The organism is Nocardia sp. NPDC005366 (assembly GCF_040606855.1).
In the GTDB taxonomy this organism is placed as follows: Bacteria; Actinomycetota; Actinomycetes; order Mycobacteriales; family Mycobacteriaceae; genus Nocardia.
On the sequence record NZ_JBEXFQ010000014.1, the window covers coordinates 143674 to 163321 of the forward strand.

At 66.9% G+C, this 19648-nt stretch carries 19 protein-coding genes and 1 pseudogene; 6 read left to right on the forward strand and 14 right to left on the reverse strand.

All coding sequences use genetic code 11. The features are described from left to right. The 12 genes and pseudogenes from nuoK to ABZS43_RS18290 all read right to left on the reverse strand — a co-directional run bounded on the left by nuoK (position 1) and on the right by ABZS43_RS18290 (position 11597). The gene (nuoK, locus tag ABZS43_RS18235) at positions 1-300 is read right to left on the reverse strand and encodes an NADH-quinone oxidoreductase subunit NuoK (RefSeq protein ID WP_063048808.1); all 300 of its coding nucleotides are present in this window, start codon (positions 298-300) and stop codon (positions 1-3) included. Continuing rightward, a complete protein-coding gene (locus ABZS43_RS18240; RefSeq protein ID WP_355037071.1) occupies positions 297-1148 on the reverse strand; it encodes an NADH-quinone oxidoreductase subunit J in 852 nt (283 codons plus the stop codon). Before ABZS43_RS18240 ends, nuoK begins: the two co-directional genes overlap by 4 nt. Further along, on the reverse strand, positions 1145-1744 hold the full coding sequence (nuoI, locus tag ABZS43_RS18245; protein WP_355037112.1) for an NADH-quinone oxidoreductase subunit NuoI: 600 nt from the start codon (positions 1742-1744) through the stop codon (positions 1145-1147). Before nuoI ends, ABZS43_RS18240 begins: the two co-directional genes overlap by 4 nt. Continuing rightward, positions 1718-3019: pseudogene (nuoH, locus tag ABZS43_RS18250) on the reverse strand (NADH-quinone oxidoreductase subunit NuoH); the annotation flags it as partial. The pseudogene nuoH and the gene nuoI, both read right to left, overlap by 27 nt. Further along, complete coding sequence (locus tag ABZS43_RS18255; protein ID WP_355037072.1) at positions 3012-5495, reverse strand: NADH-quinone oxidoreductase subunit G; 2484 nt, start codon at positions 5493-5495, stop codon at positions 3012-3014. The gene ABZS43_RS18255 and the pseudogene nuoH, both read right to left, overlap by 8 nt. Further along, positions 5492-6826: an NADH-quinone oxidoreductase subunit NuoF gene (gene nuoF / locus ABZS43_RS18260; RefSeq protein WP_355037073.1), complete on the reverse strand. Its 1335-nt coding sequence runs from the start codon at positions 6824-6826 to the stop codon at positions 5492-5494. The genes ABZS43_RS18255 and nuoF overlap by 4 nt, the downstream gene beginning before the upstream one ends. Next, positions 6823-7533 (reverse strand): NADH-quinone oxidoreductase subunit NuoE, encoded by a 711-nt coding sequence (nuoE, locus tag ABZS43_RS18265; RefSeq protein WP_355037074.1) that lies wholly within the window; start codon positions 7531-7533, stop codon positions 6823-6825. The genes nuoF and nuoE overlap by 4 nt, the downstream gene beginning before the upstream one ends. Continuing rightward, a complete protein-coding gene (nuoD, locus tag ABZS43_RS18270; RefSeq protein ID WP_355037075.1) occupies positions 7530-8861 on the reverse strand; it encodes an NADH dehydrogenase (quinone) subunit D in 1332 nt (443 codons plus the stop codon). The genes nuoE and nuoD overlap by 4 nt, the downstream gene beginning before the upstream one ends. Next, entirely contained in the window at positions 8861-9637 is a 777-nt protein-coding gene (locus ABZS43_RS18275; RefSeq protein WP_355037076.1) for an NADH-quinone oxidoreductase subunit C, read from the reverse strand. The genes nuoD and ABZS43_RS18275 overlap by 1 nt, the downstream gene beginning before the upstream one ends. Continuing rightward, entirely contained in the window at positions 9634-10188 is a 555-nt protein-coding gene (locus ABZS43_RS18280; RefSeq protein WP_355037077.1) for an NADH-quinone oxidoreductase subunit B family protein, read from the reverse strand. The genes ABZS43_RS18275 and ABZS43_RS18280 overlap by 4 nt, the downstream gene beginning before the upstream one ends. 55 nt (positions 10189-10243) lie before the next feature. Further along, positions 10244-10624, reverse strand: a complete 381-nt coding sequence (locus ABZS43_RS18285) for an NADH-quinone oxidoreductase subunit A (RefSeq protein WP_355037078.1) — start codon at positions 10622-10624, stop codon at positions 10244-10246. 523 nt (positions 10625-11147) lie between these two features. Continuing rightward, entirely contained in the window at positions 11148-11597 is a 450-nt protein-coding gene (locus ABZS43_RS18290; protein ID WP_355037079.1) for a hypothetical protein, read from the reverse strand. A 106-nt stretch (positions 11598-11703) separates the two neighbouring features. Between ABZS43_RS18290 and ABZS43_RS18295 the strand changes: the two genes are divergently transcribed. From ABZS43_RS18295 to ABZS43_RS18320, 6 genes are all read left to right on the forward strand, one after another. Continuing rightward, positions 11704-13245, forward strand: a complete 1542-nt coding sequence (locus ABZS43_RS18295; protein ID WP_355037080.1) for a hypothetical protein — start codon at positions 11704-11706, stop codon at positions 13243-13245. A 3-nt stretch (positions 13246-13248) separates the two neighbouring features. Further along, positions 13249-13692 (forward strand): hypothetical protein, encoded by a 444-nt coding sequence (locus tag ABZS43_RS18300; RefSeq protein ID WP_355037081.1) that lies wholly within the window; start codon positions 13249-13251, stop codon positions 13690-13692. 56 nt (positions 13693-13748) lie between these two features. Then, positions 13749-15029, forward strand: a complete 1281-nt coding sequence (locus ABZS43_RS18305) for an FHA domain-containing protein (protein WP_355037082.1) — start codon at positions 13749-13751, stop codon at positions 15027-15029. Between the two features lie 126 nt (positions 15030-15155). Further along, positions 15156-16400 (forward strand): lipase family protein, encoded by a 1245-nt coding sequence (locus ABZS43_RS18310; RefSeq protein ID WP_355037083.1) that lies wholly within the window; start codon positions 15156-15158, stop codon positions 16398-16400. Between the two features lie 266 nt (positions 16401-16666). Next, positions 16667-16798 (forward strand): hypothetical protein, encoded by a 132-nt coding sequence (locus ABZS43_RS18315; RefSeq protein WP_355037084.1) that lies wholly within the window; start codon positions 16667-16669, stop codon positions 16796-16798. A gap of 13 nt (positions 16799-16811) precedes the next feature. Continuing rightward, complete coding sequence (locus tag ABZS43_RS18320) at positions 16812-17678, forward strand: RNA polymerase sigma-70 factor (RefSeq protein ID WP_355037085.1); 867 nt, start codon at positions 16812-16814, stop codon at positions 17676-17678. A gap of 12 nt (positions 17679-17690) precedes the next feature. Here ABZS43_RS18320 and ABZS43_RS18325 read toward each other — a convergent pair whose 3' ends face one another. Then, positions 17691-18551, reverse strand: a complete 861-nt coding sequence (locus tag ABZS43_RS18325) for a haloalkane dehalogenase (RefSeq protein ID WP_355037086.1) — start codon at positions 18549-18551, stop codon at positions 17691-17693. 121 nt (positions 18552-18672) lie between these two features. After that, positions 18673-19542, reverse strand: a complete 870-nt coding sequence (locus tag ABZS43_RS18330) for a LysR family transcriptional regulator (RefSeq protein WP_355037087.1) — start codon at positions 19540-19542, stop codon at positions 18673-18675. Positions 19543-19648 lie beyond the last annotated feature (106 nt).

The window sequence follows — 19648 nt, forward strand, 5'->3', positions numbered from 1 at the left end:
TCAGAACTTCAGCAGGTTGGCGTCGTCGACCGAGGTCGAGCGACGGGCGCGGAAGATGGTCATGATGATCGCGAGTCCGACGACGACTTCGGCCGCGGCGACCACCATGGTGAAGAACGCGAACACCTGCCCGTCCAGATCGGCATGCATCCGGGCGAAGGTGACGAATGCGAGATTCACGGCGTTGAGCATCAATTCGATGCACATGAAGACCACGATGGCGTTGCGCCGCAGCAGCACGCCCGCCGCCCCGATGGTGAACAGCAGGGCGGACAGGAACAGGTAGTTCTCGGGATTCACCGGTTGCCTTCCTCGTCAGCGGGCTCTCGAGGGGGTGGAGCGAGTGTGCCGTCGGATCCGTTCGCCGGACTTCCCGAGCCGACCGAGAGGACGGCGGCCTCGGTCGATGCCCGGTTCCTGCGGTGGCGCAGAATGGTGCTCACCGAAAGCTCTTCGAACGAACCGTCCGGCAACCTGGCCGGGATGTCGACGGCGTTGTGGCGCGCGTACACGCCCGGGGTGGGCAGTGGGGTGGCGCGCCGGTCGCGGTCGCGGAAGCGACGGCGCGACATCTCGCGTTGATCCGGCTGCGGCTCGAACCGTTCCCGGTGGGCGAGCACCATCGCGCCGATGGTGGCGGTGATGAGCAGCGCGCCGGTCAGTTCGAAGGCCCACACGTAGCGGAGGAAGATCAGTTCGGCCAGTTCCGCGATCACGTCACGACCGGGGAAACCGGTGGCGGGGAAGGCGATTTCGGAATCGCGGACCCCGTTGGCGATACCGCTGATGAGCAGCAGGCCGAATCCGATCCCGACCGCGGCGGCGGCGAGGCGCTGTCCGCGCAGCGTTTCCTTCAACGATTCCGTGGAGTCGACGCCGACCAGCATCAGGACGAACAGGAACAGCATCATCACCGCGCCGGTGTAGACGACGATCTGCACGACGCCGAGGAACAGCGCGTCCTGGGCGATGTAGAACGCGGCGAGGGTGATCATGGTGGTGGCCAGGCACAGCGCGGAATGCACCGCCTTGGTGGCGAAGACCATGCCGAGTGCGCCGAGTACGGCCACCGGGGCGAGGATCCAGAACAGTACGGCCTCATCGGTGGAACCTCTGGTCAGCGGTTCGGCGGCCAGCAGAAGTGTCATCGCGCAGGTCCTTCCGCGCCCACCGTCGCGGGCTGGTCGGCGGCGCCGGGGTCGTGGCCGCCGGGAATGTCACCGCGGTAGTAGTCGCCTTCGGTCGTGCCCGGATACATGGCGTGCGGGGGTGCGGTCATCCCGGGCCGCATCGGCGCCAGCAACCGGTCCTTCTCGTAGATCAGGTCCGCGCGGTTGTCGTCGGTGAGTTCGTATTCGTTGGTCATGGTCAGCGCCCTGGTCGGGCACGCCTCGATGCACAGCCCGCAACCGATGCAGCGCAGGTAGTTGATCTGGTAGACCCGGCCGTAGCGTTCACCCGGCGAGAAGCGTTGCGCCTCGGTGTTGTCCGCGCCCTCGACGAAGATGGCGTCGGCGGGGCAGGCCCAGGCGCACAGTTCGCAGCCGATGCACTTCTCGAGTCCGTCCGAATAGCGATTCAGCTGATGACGTCCGTGGTAGCGGGGCGCGGTCGGCACCTTCTGTTCCGGATAGGACTCGGTATTGGGCTTCTTGAACATGGTGCGCGCGGTGACGGCGAAACCCGCCAGCGGTTCGAGCAGGCCCGCCCTGGGGATGTCGCGTGCGTCGGCGCGCGCGGGCAGCGGCGGGGTCGGGAATCCGAGGAACACACCGGAGCCGGTCGGCTCGGGGTCCGGCGCGGGCGCCGGTATTCCGGCGGCCCGGCCCGCGCGCAGGAACCGCCACACCATGAGCGCGGTGATCACCAGGCCGCTGACGACGAGTGCCGGGGTCTGAATGTGGACGCCCTCGATGTCGAGGACCCGGATACCGGCCACGATCATCACCCACAGCAGCGAGACCGGGATCAGCAGTTTCCAGCCGAGCGCCATGAACTGGTCATAGCGCAGCCGGGGCAGGGTGCCGCGCAACCAGATGAAGACGAACAGGAAGGTCCACACCTTGGCGGTGAACCAGAGCAGACCCCACCAGCCGGAATTCGCGCCCGACCACATGCTGATCGGCCACGGGGCGTGCCAGCCGCCGAGGAACAACGTGGTGGCCAGCGCCGATACCGTGACCATGTTGATGTATTCGGCGAGCATGAACATGGCGAATTTGAGCGAGGAGTACTCGGTGTGGAATCCGCCGACCAGTTCGCCCTCGGCCTCGGGCAGGTCGAACGGAGCCCTGTTGGTCTCGCCGACCATGGACACGCAGTAGATCAGGAACGACGGCAGCAACAGGAAGACGAACCAGGTGCCGTACTGCGCGGACACGATGCCCGATGTCGCCATGGTGCCCGCGTGCAGGAAGACCGCCGCGAAGCACAGCGCCATCGCGATCTCGTAGGAGATCACCTGCGCGGTGGAGCGCAGACCGCCGAGCAGGGGGTAGGTGGAACCGGAAGCCCAGCCCGCCAGCACGATTCCGTAGACGCCGATCGAGGTGATGGCGAGGATGTAGAGCACCGCGACCGGCAGGTCGGTCAGTTGCAGTGCCGTGGCGTGCCCGGCGATGGAGACCTCGCCACCGAACGGGATCACCGCGAACGCCATATACGCCGGGGTGATCGCGATGATCGGCGCCAGAATATAGATCGGCTTGTCGACGATGGCCGGGATGATGTCCTCTTTGAGCGCCATCTTCACACCGTCGGCGACCGCCTGCAGTGATCCGCCCGGGCCGACCCGGTTGGGTCCGAGGCGCATCTGCATGCGCGCCACGATCTTTCGTTCCGCGACCACCGCGATCATCGGAGTGAGCAGCAGGAACGCGAAGATCGCCAGGGATTTCGCGATGATGAGCCACAGCGGGTCGTGACCGAACAGAGCGAGCGAGCCCGGCCCGTAGTCGGCGGCTCGCGTCACCACCGACGGGTCTGCGGGAGCCGTCGCGAACAGCGCGAGATCACTCATGACGGTGCTCCTTCATCCGTTCGTCGGCGCGCCGGATCCCGACGACGTCGCCGGGTTGCGCGACGAGTTGCTCGTAGACGGAACTGCCGGGCGAATTCATCGGCAGCCAGACCACCCGATCGGGCATCTCGGTGATCATCAGTGGCAGCGTGACGATTCCCCGGTCGGTGCCGACGGTGATCGCGTCGTCGTCGGCGGCGCCGATCTCGGCGGCGGTTGCGGCCGACAGCCGCACCACCGGTGGTCGCGCGAGCCCGGCCAGATTCGGCTCGCCGTCCTGCATCCGGCCCTGGTCGAGCAGCATCCGCCAGGAGGCGAGCACCGCGGTGCCCTGATCGGGCCGCACGACCGGACAGGCGCCGTGCGTTGGCGGCGCGACGGGCATGCCGTCCCAGGTGCCGAGACGGGCGAGTTCCGCGCGGGCCGACGCGGCGTCCGGCAGTCCGAGCGGAGCCGACATCTCGTCCGAAATCGCGTGCAACACGCGGTGATCCGACAGGGGCGCGGCCTGTCGCAGCACCATCGAATCGCCGAGCGCGGCGTCGAACCGGCGTGGTCTGCCTTCCCAGGTCAGGAAGGTGCCCGTCTTCTCCATGGCGGTCGCCACCGGGAAGACCACGTCGGCCCGGTCGGTGACGGGACTGTGCCGAAGTTCCAGACTGACCACGAATCGGGCCGCGTCGATGGCCGACAGGGCAGCGCTGGGATCGGGCAGGTCGGTGATGTCGATGCCGCCGATGACCAGCGCGCCGAGTCCGGGGGCGGCCTCGAGGATCGCGGCGGTATCACGCCCGGGGGTGGCGGGCAGGTCTTCGACATTCCAGCAGCGCCGAACCTGTTGGCGCGCAGCCGAATCAGCGATGGGGCGACCTCCCGGCAGCAGACCGGGCATCGCACCGGCTTCGAGCGCGCCCCGTTCACCCGCCCGGCGGGGCACCCACGCCAGGTCCGCCCCGGTCTGCTCGGCCAGCCGGACCGCGGCCGACAGCGCGCCGGGAATCGCCGCCATCCGTTCACCGACCAGGATCACCGCACCGGGCTCGTGCAACGACCGCGCCGCCGCGGCCAGTCGCTCGGGATCGGCGTCGGCCAGGCTGAGGTCCTGGGTGCGCAATGCCTCCAGCACACGCGGTTCGGCGCCGGGTACGGCGGATAACAGCGTGCCCGCCATCCGTTCGAGCCCGCGCGTCGCGAAAGGCGCGATCGAGTAGACCCGCAGGCCGCGCGTGCGCGCGGATTTGCGCAGCCGCAGGAAGACGATCGGGGATTCCTCCTCCGGCTCGAATCCGGCGAGCAGCACCACCGGCGCGCGGTCGAGCATGTCGTAATCCACGGTGACGCCGTGACCGGCTACCCGGGAGGCGAGGAAATCGGCCTCCTCGGCGGAATGGGCGCGGGCGCGGAAGTCGATATCGTTGGTGCCCAACGTGATTCGAGCGAATTTGGCGTAGGCGTAGGCGTCTTCCTCGGTGACCCGGCCGCCGACGAGAACGCCCGCGTTGCCGTAGGCGGCGGCCAGTCCTTGCGCGGCGGCGTTCAATGCCTCGGACCAGGACGCCGGGTGCAGGGCGCCGTCCCAGCCGCGCACCAAGGGCGTGGTGAGCCGGTCGCGTTCAGTGGCGTAGGCGAAGGCCCAACGACCCTTGTCGCAGTTCCATTCCTCGTTGACCTGCGGATCGTCGCCCGCCAAGCGTCGCAGCACTTTTCCGCGTCGATGATCGGTGCGCTGGGCGCAACCGGAGGCGCAGTGCTCGCAGACGCTCGGACTCGACACCAGGTCGAAGGGCCTGGCCCGGAATCGGTAGCTGGTGCCGGTGAGCGCGCCGACCGGGCAGATCTGGACGGTATTACCCGAGAAGTAGGAGTCGAAGGGTTCGGCCTGCGCGGTGCCGACCTGCTCGAGCGCGCCGCGATCCATCAGTTCGATGAACGGATCGCCCGCCACCTGCTGGGCGAAACGGGTGCATCGGGCGCACAGCACGCAGCGTTCGCGGTCCAGCAGTACGGCGGTGGAGAGCGGGATCGGTTTGGGATATGTGCGTTTGACGCCTTCGAACCGGGTTTCCGGGCGTCCGGAGGACATCGCCTGGTTCTGCAACGGGCATTCTCCGCCCTTGTCGCAGACCGGGCAGTCCAGCGGATGGTTGATGAGCAGCAGTTCCATCACACCTTCTTGCGCCCGCTCCGCGACCGGGGAGGTGAGCTGGGTGTGCACGACCATGCCTTCGCTGACGGTCTGGGTGCAGGAGGCGACCGGTTTGCGCTGGCCCTCCACCTCGACCAGGCATTGGCGGCAGGCCCCGACCGGGTCGAGCAGTGGATGGTCGCAGAATCGGGGGATCTGGATGCCGACGAGTTCGGCGGCCCGGATCACCAGGGTGCCCGCGGGCACGCTGACGGAGGTGCCGTCGATGTGGACGGTGACCAGGTCGGCCGGAACGAGCCCGCTGGTACCGGCGTTCACGGTGGCGGTCATCGCACCCCTTCTTCCTCGCTACGCGCCGCGTCGGCCCATACGGTGGACCGCGCCGGATCGAACGGGCAGCCGCCCAGCCGCAGATGGTCGAGGTATTCCTCGCGAAAGTATCTGAGCGAGGACAGGATCGGGCTTGCCGCGCCGTCACCGAGCGCGCAGAACGACTTGCCGTTGATGCTGTCGCTGATGTCGAGGAGTTTCCGTAGATCCGCCTCGGTACCCCGGCCCTGCTCGACGCGCTTCAGCAATTGCACGAGCCAGTAGGTGCCTTCGCGGCACGGCGTGCATTTCCCGCAGGATTCGTGCGCGTAGAACTCGGTCCAGCGCAACACCGCGCGGACCACGCAAGTGGTGTCGTCGAAGATCTGCAATGCCTTGGTGCCCAACATGGATCCCGCGCTCGCGACACCTTCGTAATCGAGCGGAACATCGAGGTGTTCGTCGGTGAACAGCGGGGTGGACGAACCGCCCGGGGTCCAGAATTTCACGCGATGCCCGGTGCGCACCCCGCCCGCGTAGTCGAGAAGTTCGCGCAGGGTGATGCCGAGGGGCGCCTCGTACTGGCCCGGCCTCGCGACATGCCCGGATAGCGAATAGATCGTGAAACCGGGCGATTTCTCACTGCCCATGGATCGGAACCAGTCGGTGCCGCGCCGGATGATCGGCGGGACGCTGGCAATGGATTCGACATTGTTGACCACGGTCGGACAGGCGTACAGGCCCGCGACGGCGGGGAACGGCGGACGCAGCCGCGGCTGGCCGCGGCGCCCCTCGAGCGAATCGAGCAGTGCCGTCTCCTCGCCGCAGATGTAGGCGCCCGCGCCCGCGTGCACGATGAGGTCCAGGTCGTAGCCGGAGCCGAGGATATCGTTGCCGAGCAGTCCGGCCTGGTACGCCTGGGCGACGGCGGCGTGCAGCCTGCGCAGCACCGGTACCACCTCGCCGCGCAGATAGATGAACGCGGTTTTCGCCCGGATCGCGTACGCCGCGATCACCACCCCCTCGATGAGGGTGTGCGGGCTCGCCAGCATGAGCGGAATATCCTTGCAGGTACCGGGTTCGGACTCGTCGGCGTTGACCACGAGGTAGTGCGGTGTGGCGTTGCCGCCCTGACCGGGCCCCTGCGGGATGAAACTCCATTTCATGCCGGTCGGGAAGCCCGCGCCGCCCCGGCCGCGCAGGCCCGCGTCCTTGATGGTCTGGATGATCTGGTCCGGTTCCATCCCCAGCGCGACGCGCAGCGCCTGGTATCCGCTGTTGCGGCGGTAGGCGTCGATGGTCCAGGAATTCGGGTCGTCCCAGTGTTCGGTCAGGACGGGCGTCAATATCATCGGGTGCCCTCCGAATTCGACTGCGGGGCTTGCATGTTCCGCTCCCGTGCGATGCGCAGTCCGGCGAGGGACGCTTCGCCCGCCGCGCCGTCGACCGCGCCGGGACGCTCGTCGGGAAATCCGGCGAGTATGCGTGCTGTCTCCTTGAATGTGCACAGCGGCGCACCCCTGGTCGGGACCACCCGCTGACCGGCGCGCAGCGCGTCCATCAGCGCCCGCGCGGATTCCGGGGTCTGATTGTCGAAGAACTCCCAGTTGATCATCATCACCGGTGCGAAATCGCAGGCGGCATTGCATTCGACGTGTTCGAGGGTGACCGCGCCGTCGTCGGTGGTCTCACCGTGTCCGATGCCGAGGTGTTCTTCGAGGGCGGCAAGGATGGCGTCGCCGCCGAGTACCGCGCACAACGTGTTGGTGCAGACCCCGACGTGGTATTCGCCGGTGGGAGTGTGCCGGTACATGGAGTAGAAGGTCGCGACGGCGGTGACCTCCGCTCCCGTCAATCCCAGTTGGTCGGCGCAGAATTCGATGCCGGCGCCGGTGACGTGACCTTCCTCGGCCTGCACGAGATGTAGCAGGGGGAGCAGGGCCGAGCGCGGGTGCGGATAGCGGGCGATGATCGCCTCGGCGTCGGCCTGGAGCCGTTCCCGCACGAATGGGGGATACGGTTCGGGCCTGGTCGTGAGTTTGAGCAGGATTTCGGTCATCGGTCGACACCACCCATCACCGGGTCGATGCTGGCGACGGAAGCGATGACGTCGGCGATCATGCCGCCCTCGCACATCGCCGCCACCGCTTGCAGATTCGTGAACGAGGGATCGCGATAGTGCACCCGGAACGGGCGGGTGCCGCCGTCGCTGACCATGTGGACGCCGAGTTCGCCGCGTGGCGATTCCACCGCCGTGTACACCTGGCCCGCCGGTACCCGGATACCCTCGGTGACCAGTTTGAAGTGGTGGATGAGCCCTTCCATGGAGGTCCCCATGATGCGTCCGATGTGGCGGGGGGAATTGCCGAGTCCGTCCGGGCCCAGTTCGAGATCGGCAGGCCAGGCGATCTTCTTGTCGTCCACCATCACCGGTCCCGGACGCAAGACGTCCAGGCACTGCTCGACGATCTTGAGCGATTCCTTCATCTCCTCCACGCGGATCCAGTAGCGGCCGTAGCAGTCGCATCCGGTGGTGGTCGGGATGTCGAATTCGTAGTTCTCGTAGCCACAATAGGGCTGGGATTTGCGCAGATCGTGCGGTAGACCGGTGGCGCGCAGTACCGGTCCGGTGATGCCGAGTGCCATACAGCCGGTGAGGTCGAGGTAGCCGATATCCTGAGTGCGGGCTTTCCAGATGGGGTTCTGGCTCAGCAGATGTTCCATATCGCGCAACCGCTTCGGCATGAGGGCGAGCAGTTCGCGGACCTTGGTGACACCGTCGTCGGGCAGATCCTGCGCGAGTCCGCCCGGACGCACGAACGCGTGGTTCATGCGCAACCCGGTGATCGTCTCGAAGACATCGAGGATCAGCTCGCGTTCGCGGAAACCGAACAGCATCGGGGTCAGTGCGCCCATTTCCATACCGCCGGTGGCAAGCGCCACCAGATGGGAAGAGATGCGGTTGAGTTCCATCAGCAGGACCCGGATGACGGTGGCGCGCTCCGGGATCTGCTCGGTGATGTCGAGCAGTTTCTCGACACCGAGGCAGTACGCCGTCTCGTTGAAGAAGGGGGACAGGTAGTCCATCCGGGTGACGAAGGTGACGCCCTGCGTCCAGTTGCGGAATTCCAGATTCTTCTCGATGCCGGTGTGCAGGTAGCCGATGCCGCACCGGGCTTCGATGACGGTTTCGCCCTCGATTTCCAGGATCAGCCGCAGCACGCCGTGCGTCGACGGATGCTGCGGTCCCATATTGACGACGATGCGCTCTTCGCCTGAGCCGTCGAGTATTTCGGTGACCTGGTCCCAGTCCTGGCCGGCTACGGTGACCACGGTCGGTTCGGGCCCGGCATCATGCGCACCGGGCCTGGCATCGATGTCGTTCACTAGCTGTACGCCCTCCGCTCGTCGGGCGGCGGAATGCGCGCGCCCTTGTATTCGACCGGGATCCCGCCGAGCGGGTAGTCCTTGCGCTGGGGGTGGCCACGCCAGTCGTCCGGCATCGTGATCCGGGTCAGCGAGGGGTGGCCGTCGAAGAGGATGCCGAAGAAGTCGTAGGTCTCCCGTTCGTGCCAATCGACGGTGGGATACACCTCGTACAGCGAGGGGATGTGCGGGTCGGCGTCGGGCACCGACACCTCCACGCGCAGCCTGCGATTGTGCGTGATCGACATGAGCGGATACACCGCGTGCAGTTCGCGGCCCGCGTCGTCGGGGTAGTGCACGCCGCTGACGCCGAGGCAGAGCTCGAAACGCAGCGCCGGGTCGTCGCGTAGCGCGCAGGCCACCGCAACCAGATGTTCGCGCCGCACGTGCAGGGTGAATTCGCCGCGGAAGACGACGATCTTCTCGATCGCGACCTGCAGGAGCGTGTCGACCGCCGCGAGCGCGGCCCGCAGCGATTCGACCACCTCGTCGAAGTAGCCGCCATACGGGGCCGGTGAGCCGCCCGGCATGGTGACCGGCCGGACGAGTCGTCCGTATCCGGAGGTGTCGCCGGTGCCGGAGATGCCGAACATGCCGCGCCGCACGCCGATGACCTCGTCGCCCTCGGGTTGCGGGTTCCGCGGGGGCAGGGTGCCCTCGGGTCCCGCGGTGGCCGCCGCGTCGGTTTCGGCTTGCGATGACCGGGTTTCGGTGTTGTCGGGGGTATCGAAGGTCATCGCAGCAGACCTTCCATCCGGATCGTCGGGGTCGAGGCGAGGGCCGCTTCTTCGGCCGCCCGCACCGCTTCCTCCCGATTCACCCCGAGGGGCATCTCCTGAATCTTCGCGTGCAGCGTGATAATGGCGTTGAGCAGCATCTCCGGACGCGGCGGGCAGCCCGGCAGGTAGATGTCGACCGGAACCACGTGGTCGACGCCCTGCACGATCGCGTAGTTGTTGAACATGCCGCCCGAGGAGGCGCAGACGCCCATGGCGAGCACCCATTTCGGCTCGGTCATCTGGTCGTAGACCTGACGCAGCACGGGCGCCATCTTCTGGCTGACGCGCCCGGCCACGATCATCAGATCGGCCTGGCGCGGCGAGGCGCGGAAAGCCTCCATGCCGAAGCGGGCGATATCGAATCGACCGGCGCCCGTTGCCATCATCTCGATGGCGCAGCAGGCGAGGCCGAAAGTCGCGGGCCACAGTGAACCCTTGCGGAGGTATCCGGCGAAATCTTCCACCGTGCTCAGCAGGAAGCCGCTGGGCAGTTTTTCTTCGAGACCCATATCCGACTACTTCTCACTCTCGAAACGTGGGGCTGGGGGAACCGGTTCGGCGTGGTCAGTCCCAGCTGAGACCGCCGCGTCGCCATTCGTAGGCGTAGGCCACCGACACGTTGACGATGAACAACGCCATCGCGGCGAAACCGAAGAGACCGAGTGCGTCGAAATGGACGGCCCACGGGTAGAGGAACACGATCTCGATGTCGAAGATGATGAACAGCATCGCGGTGAGGTAGTACTTCACCGGAAAGCGCTGTCCGGTAACGTTTCCCGGCCCACCCGCCATGGCATGCGGGGTGGGTTCGATACCGCACTCGTACGCCTCGAGCTTGGCCCGGTTGTAGCGTTTGGGCCCGATCAGCGACGCCATCAGGACGGAGAAGATCGCGAACGCGGCGGCGATCGCACCGAGGACGAGTGTGGGGAACTCCATGTTCACGACTGCGTGTGCCCTCCCTACGAGCGGGCCCCTGTTCCGTGAGCTGGGGCTCGGATGACGGCTGATGACAGCTTCCGAGGCGGCTGACGTCGTTGTCCGCCCGGCCAGACTCGCCCCATGGCCTCGCTCGGCGCGGCGTGGGTCGGCGGAATCCTGGCACCCGAATTCATACCGAGCTCGCGCTCGTGTGAGCTACCGCACAGCCTACAACCGACCGGCGGGCCCGTGACTTCCTTTTACGGGGATATTTGATCGAATTCGCGACTGCTATTTATGACTGAAACGGGGGTAATCGGCCGAGGTTGTCACGTGACGCACGACGAGAGGGACGTGCGGATTGTGTTCGCACCGTTGCTACTGGCCGGTATGCACGTTACCGATGAGTTCGGTCGCGAGAACGCCTGGCACGCATGGGGCGCCATCGTAGGTCGGGGCGCAGCACCGTCATTCGTGACTGCTGCTCATCGGTCGCGAGAAGTTCGCGCGAGCACCCACTCGCGCGTTCATATCGAAAAGCTATGAATCAGGCGGCGATGCGGCTGCGTAACAGGGCCACGACGGCTTCGGTCAGCCGTATCGGATCGATCGGATGCGCGACCGCCGCCTCCGCCCGCGACCAATTCGCCAGCCAGGCATCGTCCGGGCGGCCGGTGAGTACAAGAACCGGCGGGCATTCGGCGATTTCGTCCTTGAGCTGTTTGGCGATCCCGAGTCCGCCCGCCGGCGTCGATTCGCCGTCGAGGATCGCGAGATCGATACCGCCCGCGTCCATCTGCTCGATCACCACCGGGGCGGTGGCGACCTCCTGGTACTCCAGCGCGGGAAGATCCGGATGTGGATGCCTGCCCAAGGCCAGCACCACCTGACGACGAGTGTCGGCGTCGTTGCTGTAGACCAGCACCCGCAGCGGGGTGGAACGATTCGAGTCGGCCACGCTGGGATGGTACGTCCGCGAGGGCGCGGCCCGTGGCATGTTGGCTCAGAAGGATTCCGCGCGTCGCCGATCCGTCCCGAATGCGGGTGCCACTGCAAGGCGATCATCCGGCCGACGACAAGAATCCGTCGGTAGAGTCCGGGAAATGCGGGGAGATATCACGACCGGTCTCGTCGAAACCGGCGTATGGACCGACGAGATGGTGGGCGGCGCCGGAATTCCGGTGGTAGACGTACCTTTTGTCACGATCGGCAGCGGGATCGGATCGTTCGTCACCTATGACACCCTCCGGATCTACGGGGTGTCCGCACAGGCGATGGCGGTACTCGGTCCGCAGAAGTATCCGTGGTCCTCCTACGAATATCTGACCAGGGTGTCGCAGATACCCCGCGGCGAACGCCTGCGCAGCGATTCGGCCTCGACGCCGGACAATATCTGGGGTTTCCCGTCCTACGCCGTGCGCGAGGCTTTCGCCGACAAGAGGCTCGCGCCGCTGTGGAATATCCTCGTGGAACCCGTCTTCGCCAATTACTACACGCCGCGCGCCGGGCAGGCCTTCGCCGGGATGGAGCGAGAATTCCATCGCATCGGATACGCGAACTCCCTGCACAACGGGCATGTTCGCATGGTGCGCAAACGTCACGGCGGCGGCTATTTCACCATCCTGACGCCACCGGCGGGTTCGGCGCCGACCAAGCGGATCGCGTTCCGCAGCACCTATGTTCACATCGCCGTCGGGTATCCCGGTCTGAAACTGCTGCCGGATCTCCAGGAGTATCGCGAACGGTATCGCGACCCGACCCGCGTGGTGAATGCCTACGAACCGCACGAACACGTCTACCAGGCGTTGCGACGCAGACCCGGCACGGTGATGATCCGGGGCAGCGGCATCGTCGCGAGCCGCGTCCTACAGCGACTCATCGATGACCGCGACACATTCCATCTGGACACCAGAATCCTGCACCTGTTCCGTACCTACGTGGCAGGCGCGCACGGCAAGAATCTGTTCAATCGTCGTAGAGGCGGCGACGGCTGGGCCTATCAGGGTTTCAACTATCCGAAATCGGTGTGGGGCGGACAGCTCAAGCAGAAAGTGCGCGGACTGCAAGGTGAGCGACGTGCGCGGGCGTACCAGGAATTCGCCGGAACCAATACGCCGATCCGCCGCGGCTGGCAGGAACAGTTGCGACGTGGTCGACGCCAGGGGTGGTACCAGGTGATGGCGGGGACGATGCGGGCGCCGCGTCCCGCACGCGGAAATCAGGCGGTGGTCGCGACCGTCGTCCCCGACGCCACCGCGCCGCTACCGTTTCCGCCGCCCGCCCAGCCGTTCGACGTGACAGTCGATTACATCATCGACTGCACGGGCCTCGAAGCCGATATCCGGGAGCACAGATTGCTCGCCGATCTGCTCGATCACTCGGGTGCGGGCCGCAATCCGCTCGGGCGGCTCGATGTGGACACCACATTCGAACTCATCGGCACCCGCAGCGGGAGCGGCCGCGTCTACGCCTCGGGTAGCGCGACCTTGGGCGGGCCGTTCGTCGGCGTCGACACCTTCCTCGGATTGCAGATCGCCGCGCAGGAAATCGCCGACGACCTGGCCGCGGTCGGCTTCTGCCGAAGGATGGGCCCGATCCGCTCGACCCGGCAGTGGTGGCTGTGGATGACGGACACGAAGATCTGAACGATGCTTCCCACTCTCCTCGGACGTCTCCAGACCCGTCTGTTCGCGCTCGGCGCGGTCGGATTCCTCGTCGCACTGCTTCTCACGCCGGTGCTGCCGACCGGCTCCTCGAGCACGGGGCAGGCGTATCGCGCGACCATGTCCGTCCTGCTCGCGACCGTTCTGGTCGGTCTGCTGTGGGAACTGCTCTACCACTTCCTGCAGCAATTTCGCTGGGAGAAGGACTGGCCGACGATATTCGGGCTGCTCACGATCGTCAACGAGGGTTTGCTGATCTGGCTGCTGCTGCGCACCACGACACTGATCGTGCCCGCGCACCTGCGGCCGTCGGCGACCGCGTTCGCGATCCAGTTCGCGATCACCTGGCTACTGTTCTGGATACTGGTCAACGGGCCGATACGTGTGGTTTTCCATCGGTGGCGATACAACGGAGGCAGATTTCTGTAGGTGCGCCGCGGCGGCGGAGACCTCCGTCGCCGGAGCCTGAGTCAGGGAGGGTGGCCGTGCCGGATCCGCAGGTCGAGGTACTCGCCGGGACGCATCTGGTGGCGCGCAGCGCCGGGGTGCTGATCGTGGTCGCCAACCGCGACGATGTCGCGGCGACCCCGGATTCGGCCGTCGGTTCGACACTGCTCGCACTCCAGGGTTTGATCGCGGACGCGGCACGTCAGGAGCAGCCGCGCAGTGGGCGCGCCTTCGCGCGTCTCGCGACGACCTGGTTGATGGCGCGAGACGACGAGCGCGCCGTCGAATTCGGGGTGATCACGCCGTCGGACGCCGGGGTGGCGGTTTTCCTGCACGGCGCGGTGACAGCGGTGCTGATGACGAACGCGCGGCGTCCGGAGATCCTGCGCGGTCGGGACGCGGGTTTCACCGTCGACCGGGTCGTCGTCCCCGCCCCCGCGATCGGCGCGGGGATTTTCGTCGACGAGGCCGATCAGCGATTCGACCTGCCCCGTGCGCGCGGTGTGTGCACATTGGCAGAGGGTGCCGTACCGGGATCCGGGGCCGTGGCCTGGTATGGCGAACCCGCGAGTGATGTCGCGACCGCGAGACCGAGCCGGGAGCCGAATTCCGCGGTAACCGACGACGTGTCACCGTCTGCCCGCATGCCCGACCTCGATGACGACCTCGACCTCACGCTCGCGCCGGGTGTGCCGCCGACCGCCGAGACCCCGCCGGTTCCCGCGCACCGCTCCGATCTCCGCGAAAGTGATCTGCCACCGCCCCCTTCGTCGCGGCGCGAGCCCGAAACCCCGGCTCCGGACCCGGGCCGAGCGAGAACAGCATCGCCGACGAGACCCGCCGACGAGGTGATCGTCGCGGGTTACCGATGCGCCCGCCGACACCACAACGATCCACGGGTCTCGTTCTGCGCGGTGTGCGGCATCCGGATGGATCAGCTCACCTGTGTGCTGACCGACGGTGTCCGCCCACCGCTGGGTCTGCTCATGCTCGACGACGCCACCTCGATCATCCTCGACACCGACTGCGTACTCGGCCGCGAACCCGAACTCTCGGGCGCGGCCCGACGCGGCGCTAGACCGGTCCGGCTCGACGACCCCTCCGGGGGAATGTCGCGGACCCACGCGGAGATTCGTCTCGTCGACTGGGACGTCACCGTCGTCGACTGCGCCTCCGCGAACGGCACGCATATTCGTCAGCCCGGATATCAGGGGTGGTCGCGCGCCACCCCAGGACATCCGGTGGTCCTGCAGCCCGGCGCGCAGGTGCAACTCGGCGGCCGGACGCTGACCTTCGACTCGCAACACGGTCGGCTCTAGACCGCCGGTTCACCGATGTGGCGTGAATCACGCAGCCGACTGTCACGCGGCCGGGCGCTGTCCCGTCCAGTAGCCGGGAATTCGAGCCGAAAGGCTCACCACTCCGGCAACTCGAGGTGAATCGACATGCGTTTTCTGGGTTATTCGGCTATGGCACTGACCGCCGCGGCCATGATATCGACCGGATCGGTCGCGCCGGCCCATGCCGGCCCGGCCTCCTGCGACCCGACCTGCCAGGCCGCATTCGACCAGCAGCACCGCAACGGGTTGTCGCGCACCGATTTCTATGACCCGCCCGCTCCACTGCCGTTGGCTCCGGTCGGCACGCTCATACGCCGCGAGACCACCGACGACTATGTGGTCGACGGCGAACGAATCCGGGCCGATCGAATCCTCTATCACTCCCGCACGTCCGGTGGCCGGGATATCGCGGCTTCGGGAGTGTTGCTGGTGCCGCCCGGTACCCCACCCGAGGGTGGGTGGCCGGTGGTGGCCGACGCGCACGGAGCCAGCGGCAGCGGTGTGGACTGCGCGCCGTCGCTGATGCGAGACCTGTACCACGGCAACCAGATCGCGCGGTTCGTGGCGCTGGGCTACGCGGTAGTGGCGCCGGACTATGCCGGGCTCGGCACTACCGGCGAGACCGAGCTGGGCAACAAGACCGCCGAGGCCGACGACGTGATCGGCGCGGTGCGCTCCGCCGGGCAGGCCGTGGCCGACCTGTCGGACCGGTGGGTGCTGTGGGGGCACTCCCAGGGCGGTGGCGCCGCGCTCGGTGTCGCGGAACGTCAGGCCGTCCGGCCGGACCCGGGTTACCTCGGTGCGGTGGTCACCTCACCGGCCGCCGATCTGACCGCACTGGTCACCCACACCGCCGAAACGCCTTCTCTGGGTGGGTTCTTACCGTTGATCGCGCGGGGAGCCGAGGTCGGTGACCCCGGCGTCCGATTGGACCGGATCCTCACCCCGCGGGCGCTGGATCTGCTCGACAGCACCCGAACCGGCTGCCTCGACGTGGTCTCCGCCGTGTACAGCGGATTGTCCGGCAGCGACCTGGTCCGCCCGGACTACCTGTCCGAGCCGGGTTTTGCTCGCTTCCTCCGCGAGAACAGTACCGGCACCGCGCCGGTCGGAGGTCCGGTGCTGCTATTGCAGGGCGGTGCCGACGCATTGGTCACCCAGTCGGTCACCGATACGGTCGCGGCGTCACTGTGCGAGACCGGTTCGGAGATCGACTACCGCACCTACCCGGCTCTCGGGCACGACACGTGGGGCGGGCAGATCGGCATCGATGACGGCGCTATGCCCGACATCCTGTCCTGGACCGCGGATCGCTTCGCGGGCAAACCGGCCGGTTCGACCTGCCACTGAGCGGCGACGGCGGCGGGCGCCCCGGGTGAGCGCCCGGTCCGTGCCCGCGGGTGTCGACGGCGCGTTCGGCGAGGCCGACCCATCGGCATGACGCGGATCACATCGAAAGCTGTCACACCGGCCATCGCGGGCTCGTCCACCAGTTACCCATTGTTACCCCGGTCTCACCGGGCCAGCCACAGGAGCCATCATGCGAGTTCTGGTCGCCGGGGCTACGGGCGTCATCGGACGCCGAGTTCTCCCACTGCTGTCAGCGGTCGGCCACGATGTCACGCTTCGACGAACCGGCTGCGGTGTTCTCCTTCACCCACGCCCACGACGCCGCCACCTCGGTCGCCGGGGCGCTGGACAAGAACATCAGCGGGGTGCTCAACGTCGTCGAATGGCGAACCACCTGAGGAAGAAGATGTCATGCAGGACCCGACCGAGGTGTTCGAGCAGCACCGCCCCTTGCTACTCGGGCTGGGTTACCGGCTGCTGGGCAGTATGTGGAACGCCGAGGACATCGTGCAGGACGCATACCTGCGGTGGACGGGCACCGACCGATCGGAGATCAGAGAGCCGAGAGCCTTCCTGGTGACGATGGTGTCCCGGCTCGCGCTCGACCAGCTCCGATCGGCGCGGGTGACCAGGGAGGCATACACCGGCCCATGGCTCCCGGAGCCGGTGTCCAGCAACGAGTTCGGGCCGCAGGAAACGGCCGAACTCCGCGACACGCTGTCCTACGCGACCTTGTACCTGATGGAGCGGCTGTCGCCGCCCGAACGGGCGGTGTTCGTGCTGCGCGAGGCATTCGAGCTACCCTACGACGACATCGCCGAGATCGTCGGTTCCGCTGCGGCGACCTGCCGTCAGCTACACCACCGGGCGACGAAACGGCTGGCGCAGGGACGTGCCCGGTTCACGTCGTCGACGGTCGACCACGCCGCGCTGCTGACGCGTTTTCTCGACGCCGCCCAGGGCGGTGACCTCGCCACTCTCACCGACCTGCTCAGCGAAGACGTCATCGCGTGGAACGACGGCGGCGGCAAGGTCCGCGCCGCGCTGCACCCGGTGATCGGCCGCGACCGCGTGTTGGCGTTCGTCAATGGTCTGACCTCGCGCTACTCGATGGGTGATGTCCGACTGGTCGAGGCCAACGGTGCGCCCGCCATCTGGATGAACATGGGAGGCCTGCGACAACTCGTCGCCTTCGATATCCGCGACGGCCGCATTCACAACATCTTCGGCGTCCTCAACCCCGACAAACTTTCCCGAATCACTGACGGGAGCATCTGATGTCGATCGAACTTACGGGAATCGCTTCGCGATCGCCGCTATGATCGCATCCGGTGCGTGTTCCTGAATGAAGTGCCGCGCGTGTGGCAGCTCGGCAATATCGAGATCGGTGAAGGCGGCACGCATTCGCGGGATACAGGCGTTCGGACGGAACACCATGTCCCGCATTCCCCACACCAACAGGGTCGGCTTGTCGCCGAGGAGGGCTGGCACGTCTTGGGCGAGTTGGTTCAGCAGCGGGCGCGCGGCACGAATTTCTCCAGGCATCACGGCGAGTCCGCGCCGGGCTTCCGCAGTGGGCTGCACCGCGCGGTAGTGGTCGGCCTCGGCCGCGGTGAGCGTGTGCCCCAGCTCTGCGAGCAGGACACGCTCGACGAGGAAATTCTGTTCGAGTATCCGCCGCTGCATCGGACGGCTGCTCATGATCATGCTGAAAGCCCGATTCGCCATCGCTTCGATCGGCCAGAACACGGTGTTGCCCAGCACGATCCCCCTCACCCGGTCCGCGCGCGAGGTGACCGCGCCCAGACCGATGGGGCCGCCCCAATCGTGTCCCATGAGAACGAAGCCGTCGAGCTGCAGGTGATCGATCAGCTCGCCGAGGACCGCGGTGTGCTCGGCGACGGTGTAGCCGAAATCCGCAGGGCGTTCCGATAATCCGAAACCCAGGTAGTCGACGGCGACACACCGGTACCGATCGCGCAGGTCCTGCACGATGTGACGGTAGAGGAAACTCCACGCCGGAGCACCGTGACAGAACAGGATCGTTGGTCCGGTTCCCTCGTCGATGTAGTGGACCCGGCCGACGGAGGAGTCGAACCAGCGCGACTCGAATGGGTACAAACTCTCGTCGGGAACAAAGTCGATCAGCATCGGGCCCTCCCTCGGACACGAGGCTACATGTGGTGCCCGTTGCCCTTTTCGTCGCCGTGAACGAGGGCTGCGGTCGCCTGGCCCGTGTGCCGCAGCGAGACCCGTGAAGTTCCAGTCCGGATCAGCCGGGCTGGAACGCGTCGTGCCCGACCTCGGCGGGATCGAGGATATGGGAGACGAACAGACGCGTCGTCGGGGTGGGAGTGCGGGTGGTGATCGCGTGCCACGGCCGGTCCAGTGGTGTCCCGTCGATCGAAAGTATCAGCAGCGCACCGGATTCCAGATCCTGTTCGATCGCGTCGCTGTGGATCAGCGTGACGCCGAGACCTGCGCGCGCCGCGGCCAGCACCGCGCCGTGCGAGCCGAGGGTGAGTGTGGGCGGAATGATCTGGAGTTGATCGAGCAATCCGAGGGTGGCGTCGCGGGTGCCGGAGCCGCGTCCGCGTAGCAGCCAGGTGGCGCGCAGCGGATCGTGGCAGCATCCCGGTGCGCCGACGACGACGAGCTTGCTCGGCCGCCGGGCGCGGGTGACGAGTCCGGCGTCGCGCGGCGGACGGCCCGCGATGACGAGATCCGTTTCGTGGTGGTGCAATTCGAGGAAGAGCACGTCGCGGGGGTGCACGGAGAGGCTGAGTTCGATATCGGGGTAGCGGTTGCGGAAGGCGGCCAGCGGGCGCAGGAGTACGTATTCACCGGCGGTGGCGACGACACCGATGCGCAACCGTCCGGTTTCGGCCCGCCGCACGGCTGCCTGCGCCTCTTTCATCAGGCCGAGGATGCTGCGGCAGTACTCGGCGTAGACGCGCCCGGCTTCGGTGAGCGCGATTCCGCGTCCCGCCCTGGCGATCAGCTTGGCGCCCAACTGTTTCTCGATATGGGCGACGGCCGCGGAGACCGCGGCCTCGGTGATGTGGAGCTGGGTAGCGGCGCGGCGGATGCTGCCCTGGCGCGCGACCGCCAGGAATGTTTCCATCCGAGTCGCGCTCACCATACCCACTACTCGACGGTAACAAACTCTACGGAAAGGTTGAGCTTTCCCAGGAACAATCAAATTGTCCGTGGTCGGTCCTGCCGTCATCCTGGAAATCCCAAGGCGC

Coding starts and splice junctions, on each gene's coding strand:
- ABZS43_RS18240 (WP_355037071.1), bottom strand. CDS start 1,148: ATGACACTTCTGCTGGCCGCCGAACCGCTGACCAGAGGTTCCACCGAT.
- ABZS43_RS18255 (WP_355037072.1), bottom strand. CDS start 5,495: ATGACCGCCACCGTGAACGCCGGTACCAGCGGGCTCGTTCCGGCCGAC.
- nuoF (WP_355037073.1), bottom strand. CDS start 6,826: ATGATATTGACGCCCGTCCTGACCGAACACTGGGACGACCCGAATTCC.
- nuoE (WP_355037074.1), bottom strand. CDS start 7,533: ATGACCGAAATCCTGCTCAAACTCACGACCAGGCCCGAACCGTATCCC.
- ABZS43_RS18275 (WP_355037076.1), bottom strand. CDS start 9,637: ATGACCTTCGATACCCCCGACAACACCGAAACCCGGTCATCGCAAGCC.
- ABZS43_RS18280 (WP_355037077.1), bottom strand. CDS start 10,188: ATGGGTCTCGAAGAAAAACTGCCCAGCGGCTTCCTGCTGAGCACGGTG.
- ABZS43_RS18290 (WP_355037079.1), bottom strand. CDS start 11,597: ATGCCACGGGCCGCGCCCTCGCGGACGTACCATCCCAGCGTGGCCGAC.
- ABZS43_RS18295 (WP_355037080.1), top strand. CDS start 11,704: ATGCGGGGAGATATCACGACCGGTCTCGTCGAAACCGGCGTATGGACC.
- ABZS43_RS18300 (WP_355037081.1), top strand. CDS start 13,249: ATGCTTCCCACTCTCCTCGGACGTCTCCAGACCCGTCTGTTCGCGCTC.
- ABZS43_RS18310 (WP_355037083.1), top strand. CDS start 15,156: ATGCGTTTTCTGGGTTATTCGGCTATGGCACTGACCGCCGCGGCCATG.
- ABZS43_RS18315 (WP_355037084.1), top strand. CDS start 16,667: ATGTCACGCTTCGACGAACCGGCTGCGGTGTTCTCCTTCACCCACGCC.
- ABZS43_RS18320 (WP_355037085.1), top strand. CDS start 16,812: ATGCAGGACCCGACCGAGGTGTTCGAGCAGCACCGCCCCTTGCTACTC.
- ABZS43_RS18325 (WP_355037086.1), bottom strand. CDS start 18,551: ATGCTGATCGACTTTGTTCCCGACGAGAGTTTGTACCCATTCGAGTCG.
- ABZS43_RS18330 (WP_355037087.1), bottom strand. CDS start 19,542: ATGGTGAGCGCGACTCGGATGGAAACATTCCTGGCGGTCGCGCGCCAG.